This window comes from Actinomadura sp. 7K534, from assembly GCF_004348575.1.
GTDB lineage: Bacteria > Actinomycetota > Actinomycetes > Streptosporangiales > Streptosporangiaceae > Spirillospora > Spirillospora livida.
Genome location: NZ_SMKB01000264.1, coordinates 1 through 9,400, shown reverse-complemented (window position 1 = coordinate 9,400; position 9,400 = coordinate 1). Strand labels below are relative to the sequence as shown.

Below are 9,400 nucleotides of genomic sequence, written 5' to 3'. Positions count from 1 at the left end.
CGACCGGTGGGACGCGAGGACCGGGGGTGGGCCCATGACGCGCGTCGACGACCAGTCCCGGAGGTGCCCGCGGTGACCCTGCCACTGCCGGTGATCTTGCTGATGCTGGCGGCGACGCTGGCGCTGGCCGTCTGGGGCGTCGGCGACCTCGTGGTCGGCTGGGCGCGCCGGACCCGGCTGGTCGCCCGGTCCACGCTGGTCTCCGAGCCCGGGACGGGGCTGCTGGGGCGGCTCGACGTCGCGGTCCGCCGCACGTCCGCCGGCAAGGCCCTCGCGCGGCGGCTCGCGGCCTCCGGGATGCGGATCCGGGTGTCGACGTTCCTCTCGCTGATGGCCGTGGCCGGCGCCGCGGCGATCTTCCTGATCGGCCGGTGGATGGCCCCGGTGTTCGGCGTCGCCGCGGCGGTCGGCGTCGGCTTCGTGTTCATGTCCTACGTCCGGCGGCGGGAGGAGCGGCGCCGCGAGGAGTTCATCGCCCAGCTGCCCGAGCTCGCCCGGGTGCTGTCCAACGCCACCAGCGCCGGCCTCGTGATGCGCACCGCCATCGAGATCGCGGCGGACGAGCTGGCGGACCCGGCGGGGGAGGAGCTGCGCCGCACCGCGGACGCGCTGCGGCTCGGCCAGCCCATCGAGGAGGCGCTGCGCGACCTCGGCGAGCGGTTGCCGTCCCGGGAGCTGGGAGTGCTGATCAGCACGCTGCTGGTGTCGGCGCGGGCGGGCGGCTCGTTGGTGACGGCGCTGCGCACGATCGCCGCCACGCTGGAGGAGCGCAAGGAGATCCGCCGCGAGGTCAAAACGATCATGGGGGAGGCGGTCGTCACCAACTGGGCGATCGGGCTGCTCGGCGTCGCCGGGCTCGCGATGGTCAACGTGATCATGCCGGGGGCGCTGCGGGTGATGAGCGGCAAGCCCTCGGGCCAGGTCATCCTGGCCGTCGCCGCCGCCCTGTTCATCACCAGCCTGGTGATCATCCGCAGGATGACCCGGATCGACGTGTGAGGTGAACGTGGTCATCTACGCCATGGCGGCCGGAGGCGCCCTGTGCGTCCTCATCGGTACGGTCGGGCTGGCCCAGCTGACCGCCGGCGAGCGGGTCGCCACGTCCGCGGTGCCGCAGGCCAAGAAGCCCGACAAGGACGAGACGTTCGTCCTGGACGTCATCGCCGACTTCCTGGGCGGCCCGTTCGCCGGGATGGCGATGGAGCTGATCCGCCCGTGGCGGTCGGCGATCCGCAGGCGGATCGACGCGGCGGGGCGCCCCGGCGGAATGACCGTGGAGACCTACGCCCGCCGGACCGCGGGCTACACGGTCCTGTTCGGGCTGCTCGCCCTGGGGCTCGTCGCCAACGGCCGGCCCCTGTTCGGGCTGCTGGCCCTCCTCGGTTCCGCCCAGACCGAACTGATCCTCTACAACAAGCGGGTAACCCGGCAGGACGCCATCCAGCGGGCGATGCCGGACTTCCTGGACGTACTTGCCGTCACGGTCAGCGCGGGGCTGAGTTTCCGCCTCGCGCTGGCGCGGGTCGCGGAGAGCATGCCGGGGCCGCTGTCGGAGGAGTTCATGGTCGCCCTGCGGCAGATGGAGCTCGGCACGCCCCGCCGCGAGGCGTTCGAGGACCTGCGCAGCCGGAACAACTCCGACGCGGTGAACCTGTTCGTCACGGCGATCCTGCAGGCCGAGGAACTCGGGGCCCCGCTCGGGACGGCGCTGGTCGACATCGGCGGCGACATGCGGCGCGAGGCCGCCCAGTGGGCCAGGCGCAAGGCACAGCGGACCACCCCGAAGATCACCGCGATCACGATGTCGATGACGCTCCCCGCACTGATGATGGTCGTCCTCGGAGCCCTTTTCATCGGGTCAGGAATGGGTGGTGCGGGTGGGATCCTCGGCGGCTGAGAAGGGGGCGTTCCCGGAACGCGTCGGATCGGCCTTCCGGATGCTCATGGAGATCCGGATGCTGATCACCGCGCTGAGCATGCTGCTGCTGCCGCACGAGCAGCTGACGACGCCGGTCGTGTTCGCCCTGATGATCTCGATGGTGCTGCTCTCCTGGGGGATGGCGCGGACATGGCGGGTCGTGGCCCCGCTCATCGCGGCCCACCCGTCCCTCTACACGCTGGACATGTTCCTTTCGTTCGCGGTGCTGAGCGTCGGCGGGATCGCGGGACCGTACTTCCTGTCCACCGTCGCGACGGCCACCGTGGCCGGGCTCCTCTACCGGTGGCCGGGAATGCTGTTCGTGGCGAGCCTGCAGATCCTCGTCTACTACGTCACGTACATCCTGACCGCCTCGCAGGCGGGCGGCATGACGTTCCAGTCGCTGCTCGGACAGCCCCTCTACTACCCGCTCGCCGGCTTCGCCGGTGTCGCGCTGCGCCGCCTGCTGGACGACTACGCGGCCAAGGACGCCGCGCTGCGCCAGGCGCAGGTCCTCGCGGCGGCGGCCCAGGAAAGGGCCAGGCTCGCCCGCGAGATGCACGACTCGCTGGCCAAGACGCTCCGGGGCATCGCCCTCGCGGCGTCCGCGCTGCCGCTGTGGGCGTCCCGGGACCAGACGCGCGCGGCCTTGGAGGCCGAGCAGATCGCGACCGCCGCGGCGGTCGCCTCCCATGAGGCGCGCGACCTGCTCACGGAACTGCGGGACGACGCCGTCACGCGCTCCCTGCACGAGGCCCTGCGGGAGACCGCGGACCGCTGGGCCGAGGAGACGGGCATAGCCGTGACCTGCGACCTCGACGCCCGGGTCGAGCCGGAGCTGCGCATGCGCCACGAGGCGGTGGCGATTCTCCGTGAGGTCCTGACGAACGTCGAGCGGCACGCGAAGGCGGATTCGGTGAAGGTGAGGCTCGTGAAGGAACAGGATGACCTCCTGCTGACCATCGTCGACGACGGCGCCGGCTTCCGGCCCCGGCAACTGACGGAACTGGCGCGGGAGGGGCACTACGGCCTGATCGGCCTGCACGAGCGCGCGCAGCGCGTGGGCGGCACGGTGACGGTCTCGTCCCGGCCGGGGGAGGGCACGACCGTGTCCGTCCGGCTTCCCGTGGACGTCTCCGGCGACGTCCGCCTGGCGGAGGTGAGCTGACATGGCCGTTCCCCGCGTGGTGGTCGTCGACGACAACGTCGTCGTCCGCTCGGGTCTCGTCTCGCTGGTGGAGGCGTCGGGCGCCGAGGTCGTCGGCGAGGCGGGCGACGGGCGCACGGCGATCGAACTGGTCGACCGGCTGAGGCCGGACCTCGTGCTGCTCGACGTGCAGATGCCGCTGATGGACGGGGTGACCGCCGCGCAGATCCTCAGCGCCAGGACCCGGGTCATCATGCTCACCTACACCGACGATCCGAAGGTCGTCCGCGCGGCGATCGGGAACGGCGCAGTGGGTTATCTGGTGCACGGGTCCTTCACGCCCGAGGAACTGACCGCCGCGGTGCACGGCGTGGTCGACGGGTCGAACCCGCTTTCCCCGGCCGCTGTCTCGGCTCTGGTCGGCGCGGTCCGCGGTGACTCGCAGAAGGCCCGGGAGGCGGAACGCGCCGGGGAGGCGGAAGCCGCGCGAGAGGATCCAGAAGGCCGGGAAGGCGGCCGAAGCCCGCAGGCCGACCGTGGTCCGCGGGCGGGGCGGACGCCGGACGGGACCGCGCACGACCGGATCGTCCCGGCCGAGAGAAGGCCGGGCGACTTCGGCCTGTCCGCCCGCGAGGCCGATGTCATGCGGCTCATCGCACGGGGACGCTCCAACGGCCAGATCGCCCAGCAGCTGTTTCTCGCCGAGAAGACCGTCAAAAATCATGTGAACCGCATTTATGCCAAGCTCGGCGTCACCTCTCGGGCGGCGGCGATCGCCCAATGGATAGGAACCTCCGAAGGGGAGGACGGCCGATGACGGCCCCTGCGGCCCATGCAAAAAGATCGCTGCTCTGGGCCCGTGGACCCCATCGGAATTGGGCCCGCGAGCACGCGTTAATTGGGCCGCTGGGCCCTGGGGAGGGCGAACCGGAATCCCTACTGTTGTCCGTGTCAGGGCGAGACGGAAACCGCCGGGAGGCACGGGATGTTCCGGATGTACACCATCATTTCCATCGGCATGAAGCTGCAGCCTTTCGTGCAGCACCGCGTCAGGCAGCTGAGGGACCGCGGTGACCGCGGCGTCAGCGCGCTGGAGTACGGCGCCCTCATCGTGGTGGCCGCGCTGGTCGTCGGCATCCTGTACGGCCTCATCGACGACACCGTCCGGGACAACGTGTCCACGGCGATCAGCGACCTGTTCAGCCCGGAGGACGCCGAGGGCGGCGGCGGCGAGGGCGAAGGTGAAGGCGAAGGCGAGGGCGAAGACGGCTGATCCCGCAGGGATCGCCGGCCCGCAGGGGCTTGAGCCGGTCCGTCGAACGCCCGATGGGGAGAATCGCGGTCACCGCGATTCTCCCCATCGGGCGTTGCCGCATGTCCACGTTGTTAGAGAGGAATCATGAATCAGCGCATCACCGCGGGAAGGCGCGCCGCCCGTTATGGAGCGGTGCCGCTGGCTCTCGTTCTCGCCCTCTCCGGATGCGGTGGCGGCGACGAACCGGAGGCCGGTGAATCGACGCCGCCGCCGAAGAAGACCGCGACGGGCGGCGGGCCGGGGCCGATCGCCTCGATGCCGCTGTACGACGCGGACGGTCCGGCGCACATCGATCTGCTCGCGCTGACCCGGACGGCGGGCAACACGGTCACCGCCCGCTTCAAGATCGTCAATGACGGGGACGAGACGATCGATCTCGGGACGAGCCTCAACGAGGCCGGCCCGTCCCGCGACCGCGACCTCGGCGACGCACTGGCGGCCAGCGGGATCGGGCTGCTGGACGCCCGGAACGAGAAGATGTACTTCCCGCTCCACGAGGCGGACGGGTCGGACTGCCTCTGCACGAGGCTGCACCGCAATTCCGTGAGGCCGGGGCGGTTCATCAGCGTCTACGCGACCTTCCCGTCGCCTCCCGCCGACGTCCAGAAGGTCACGGTCGTCGTCCCGCTGTCGGTGCCGTTCCAGGACGTCCCGATCACCGGTGACCCGGTCGAACCGCTCAAGAGCCAGGTCGACCCGACCAAGGTCAGCCTGAAGCAGCCCAGGATCCTCGACGTGCGCAGCCTCACCGAGGGCACCGAGCAGTCGGTGGACGACGACCCCGACGACCGGTCGGTGCGGCTGTCGGCCGACGTCCTCTTCGCCGTCGACAAGGCCGACCTCACCCCGCGGGCCGAGCAGTTGCTCAAGCAGGTTGCCCAGCAGATCGACGCCTCCAAGGGCACCAAGGTCACGGTCGACGGCCACGCGGACAACACCGGGAACGACGCGATCAACCAGCCGCTGTCGGAGCGCCGCGCGAAGGCCGTGGCGGACCGGCTGAAGAGCCTGGTGACCCGGCAGGGCGTCGGCTACGAGTCGGCCGGGCACGGCTCGAAGCAGCCGGTCGCGTCCAACGACACCGCGGAGGGCCGCCGCAAGAACCGCCGGGTCACGGTCACATTCGCGCGCCCGCCGGCGCCCGCGCCGCCGCCCGTCAGCGGCGAGCCGTACAAGCGGAACTCCGGTGCCGTGCTGGGGTCGTCGACGTTCCGATCGGCCGAGGCCAAGGGCCTGACAGTGGAGATCAACAGCCTGCACCGCGACTCGTCCGGGCTGACCGTCCTGGTGTGGACGCTGCGCAACACCGGGCAGGGCGACCGGAAGCTCGCGTTCGAGTTCGAGAAGACCGCCGCCGTCCACGGTGCCGGCCCGCGGCCGATCAGGCTGAACAGCGCGGGCGGCGTCATGCTCTTCGACCCCGCCGCCAAGGTCCGCTACAACCCGCTGAGCGTCGAGACCGGCCCCTGCGTGTGCAGTGTCGTGGGCGCGAACGAGGCCCGGAAGGTGATCGGGCCGGGGAACGCCATCGTCTACTGGAACGCCTACAAGCCGCCCGCTGACGCGGCGAACCTCGAACTGCAGGTTCCGTGGGACCGGGCCGCCGACGCGGTCGTAAAGGGACTCACGATCAAGTAGCGGTGGGCATCCGGGAGCAGACCGAGAGGAAAGGGCACCTCGGCCCGCCGTTCCGGGCGTCCGGTGCGGGACGGCGGGCGCGGCGGTCCCTGCCCGGCATGGCGGGCCTGTTCTCCCTGCTGTTCCTCGTCGTCGGCTGGATGCTGGGGTTCGCCCGGCTGAACGACAACTCGTTCCTGGTGCACCTTTCGACCGGGCACTGGATTCTCGACCACTGGGTGCCGCGAGAGGACATCTACTCCTACACCGCCCACGGGGACCCGTGGGTGGCCCATTCCTGGCTGGCGGAAGCCGTCTACGCCCTTCTCGACCGATCCGCCGGCCCCCGCGGCATCCAGCTGCTGGGCGCGGCGACCGGTGCGCTGATCGCACTTCTCGCGTACCGCCTCGCCTACCGCGTGCAAGGGGAGCGCGGTGCCTCGGCGATACTCGCCGTCGCCGCGTTGGCGCCGGCGGCGTGGCTGTGGACCGAGCGCCCGCTGTTCCCGGGCGTCCTCGCGATGCTCGCGCTCATCTGGATCGCGGAGGTCCCGGATTCGCGAGCGGGCCGGGAATCGCTGCTGTTCCTCCCGCCCTTGATGTGCGTATGGGCGAACGTGCACGGGTCGTTCATGCTGGGGTTCGCGTACGTGCTCGTCCATTTGGCGGGCCGGTGGCTGGACGGGAGCCCGCCGTGGCGTGGCCGGGAACTGAGGCTGGCCCAGGGAGCGGCGCTCGGGTTCGCGGCATGCTTCGTCAATCCCTACGGCCCCGCACTCGTGCTCTTTCCCTTCGGGCTGCTCGGGAGGGAGCACATCCTCGTGCGGCTGGTCGAGTGGGCGTCACCGGAGTTCGATACCCCGGTCGGCATCGTCTTCGCCCTGTGGATCGTCGTGGTCATGGCGGCGCTCGTGTTCGCGCGGAATCCGCCGTCTCGCCGGGACATGCTACTGCTCACGTTCTCACTGGTGATCGCGTTGTGGGCGATGCGCAACATCGCGGTCGCGCCGCTGATGGGGCTGCCGATCGTCGCCCGGGTGCTCGCGGGTGAGCGGCGCCCGGACGAGCGGAACCGCATGGCTCCCGTCCTCGCGGCCGTGGCGGTCCTCGTCGTGGCGCAGTGGACGGCGGGTCGTCTGGCGCGGCCGGCGTACGACTACGACGGCTACCCCGTGGCCGCGATGCGGGCGGTGGAGGCCCGCGGGCTGCTCGGCCACCGCCTGTTCACCACGGACGAATGGGCGGGCTATGTCATCCACGCCTATTGGCCGAGGCAGAAGGTCTTCCTGGACGACCGCTACGACATGTACCCCACGAGCGTGATCGAGGATTACTTGGCGGTCCGCGAGCAGCCGGCGAAATGGCGTCACCTGGCGGACCGGTACCGGATCGACGTGGTCGTCTGGCCGACCGGACGCCCGCTCGCGCGGACCCTTCACGAAGACCCGGATTGGCGACGCGTGCACGGAGACCGCCAGGCCACGGTATTCACCCGCCGATGAAGGACCAGGTGGCCGAGGATGCGGAGCCCGTGTGGCGCTCAGGGGCGGCCGAGGGTGAAGTCATCGAACGTCGCGCGGGTGGCCGCGTCGGTCGCCAGCCGTTCTTCGCGTCCGGTGACGAGGCCGATCGCGCCGGCGGGCAGGGGGGCCTGGCCGTCCGTCGCCGCGGCGACCTGCTGCCCGTCGATCAGGGCCTTGACCTCGACTTCCGCGCCGGACGCCGCGCAGACCGCCGTGACACGCGCGGCGGTCCCGGGCGGGGTGACGGCGGGCGAGGCGGTTCTCGCCAGTTCAGTGCCGGAACGTGAGTCGCCCTTCCTGATCCGGACCAGGCCGCTGCGCATCAGGAGCACGTCGTACCGCATGTCACCGCCGCCCCTGCAGTACACGCCGGCCTCGTCGGCGGGGTGCGGGGAGTCGACGCGGACCGTGGCCGTGACCTCGACGTTCTCGGGCAGGGCGGAGACGGGCGCCCGCTGGACCCGGTAGGACCCGCCGGAGACATGGGAGACGGTGAACGAGCCGTCCCGATAGAGCTCGAACTCCTCGTTCACGTGGCCGGTCTCCCAGCCCGAATTCGCGTCGGAGAAATCGTCTTGGAGCCCGCCGCCGGGTGAGCCGCCGAGCGAACGGGTCGGTGAAGCGGCCGGTGAGCCGCCGTCGGAGTCCGGCCAGAGGATGGCGGTCAGGGCGACGGTGAGGGCCAGCGCGGCGCCGGCGCCACCCAGCACGAGGCGGCGGCGGGATTTGCGCTTGTCGGTGAAGTAGCGGGTGAAACCGTCCGACGACGGTGGAAGGGCCGGTGTCGGGGAGGGGGATCCGCCGTTCCCGCTGGGGACGGTGGGTCCGACCCGGCCCACCGACCGCGCCGCGCGCTCGGTGTCGCTCTGGCCGGTGAGCTCCTCCAGCAGCTGCGCCGCGGTGGGGCGCATCGCCGGGTCCTTCGCCATCGTGCGGGCGACGATGTCGCGCAGGGGCTGCTTCAGCCCGTCGAGGCGCGGTTCTCCGTAGACGGTCTTGTAGAGGACCTGGCCGACGTTCTCGCCGTGGAACGCGAGCCGCCCGGTGCCCGCGTAGGCGATGACGCTGCCCCAGGAGAACACGTCCGCCGCGGCCGTGATCGGCTTGTCGACGAGCCCCTCCGGCGCCATGAACGCGGGCGTCCCCATGCTCTGGCCGGCGCGGGTGATGCGGTGGTCGGTGCCGAGCCTGCGCGCGATGCCGAAGTCGATGACGCGCGGCCCGAACGGGGACAGCAGGATGTTCTCCGGCTTGAGGTCGCGGTGGACGACGCCGGCGCTGTGGATGGCGGCCAGGGCGGTCGCCACGCCGACGGCCAGGCCGTCCAGGTCGGAGCCGGTGAGGGGGCCGTGGCTGGAGACGATCCGCTCCAGGGTGGGGCCCTGGATGTATTCGGTGACCACGTAGAACGGCTCGCCGTCCATGTTCGCGTCGAGGACGGGCGCCGTGCAGAAGGAGCGGACCTGGCGCGCCGCCGTCACTTCCCGGCGGAAACGCTCCCGGAAATCGGCGGTCTCCGTCATCTCGCTATTAATGATCTTGATGGCGACGCGGCGGCCGTCGGGGGCGTCGGCGAGATGGACGATTCCCATTCCGCCCCGGCCCAGTTCGCGTACCAGCCGGTAAGGGCCGACACGGCGTGCCGGGACCGCGGCCTCGTCCGTATCCGCCGAAGACATGACGCCGACGTTAGCCAGGCCCGGGGGACGCGGCAAGTGGCGCCCGCGGTGGGTCCCCAGACCCAGGGGCCCCTCCAATTCGATAATTGGGCCTGGTAAAGGGACCTGGGGCTCTGGGAACGGCGAGCCGGGCGACTTTAGCGTCGGAGAATGCTGATCGACCGCTTACGGCGGGCGCCGGGGACCCGGAGGCGCCGGGGC

General features: G+C 71.2%; 8 protein-coding genes. 7 read left to right on the top strand and 1 reads right to left on the bottom strand.

Going from position 1 to position 9,400, the window contains the following annotated elements:
• From E1266_RS31990 to E1266_RS31960, 7 genes are all read left to right on the top strand, one after another.
• Positions 1-999: type II secretion system F family protein (locus E1266_RS31990; protein ID WP_347876761.1), on the top strand; the 999-nt coding region annotated here is incomplete at its 5' end.
• 7 nt (positions 1,000-1,006) lie between these two features.
• The gene (locus E1266_RS31985; RefSeq protein WP_243719142.1) at positions 1,007-1,897 is read left to right on the top strand and encodes a type II secretion system F family protein; all 891 of its coding nucleotides are present in this window, start codon (positions 1,007-1,009) and stop codon (positions 1,895-1,897) included.
• Positions 1,872-3,086 carry a sensor histidine kinase gene (locus tag E1266_RS31980; RefSeq protein WP_132053453.1) on the top strand — a complete coding sequence of 405 codons (1,215 nt, stop codon included), beginning with the start codon at positions 1,872-1,874 and terminating at the stop codon, positions 3,084-3,086. The genes E1266_RS31985 and E1266_RS31980 overlap by 26 nt, the downstream gene beginning before the upstream one ends.
• Position 3,087: 1 nt before the next feature.
• Positions 3,088-3,882: a response regulator transcription factor gene (locus E1266_RS31975; protein WP_132053451.1), complete on the top strand. Its 795-nt coding sequence runs from the start codon at positions 3,088-3,090 to the stop codon at positions 3,880-3,882.
• Between the two features lie 201 nt (positions 3,883-4,083).
• A complete protein-coding gene (locus E1266_RS31970) occupies positions 4,084-4,338 on the top strand; it encodes a hypothetical protein (RefSeq protein ID WP_132053449.1) in 255 nt (84 codons plus the stop codon).
• 126 nt (positions 4,339-4,464) lie between these two features.
• Positions 4,465-6,018, top strand: a complete 1,554-nt coding sequence (locus E1266_RS31965) for an OmpA family protein (protein WP_132053447.1) — start codon at positions 4,465-4,467, stop codon at positions 6,016-6,018.
• A gap of 2 nt (positions 6,019-6,020) precedes the next feature.
• Positions 6,021-7,499 (top strand): hypothetical protein, encoded by a 1,479-nt coding sequence (locus E1266_RS31960; RefSeq protein WP_132053445.1) that lies wholly within the window; start codon positions 6,021-6,023, stop codon positions 7,497-7,499.
• Between the two features lie 38 nt (positions 7,500-7,537).
• Here the strand turns inward: E1266_RS31960 and E1266_RS31955 are convergent, their stop codons facing one another.
• Positions 7,538-9,199, bottom strand: a complete 1,662-nt coding sequence (locus E1266_RS31955) for a serine/threonine-protein kinase (protein WP_132053443.1) — start codon at positions 9,197-9,199, stop codon at positions 7,538-7,540.
• Positions 9,200-9,400: the final 201 nt, after the last annotated feature.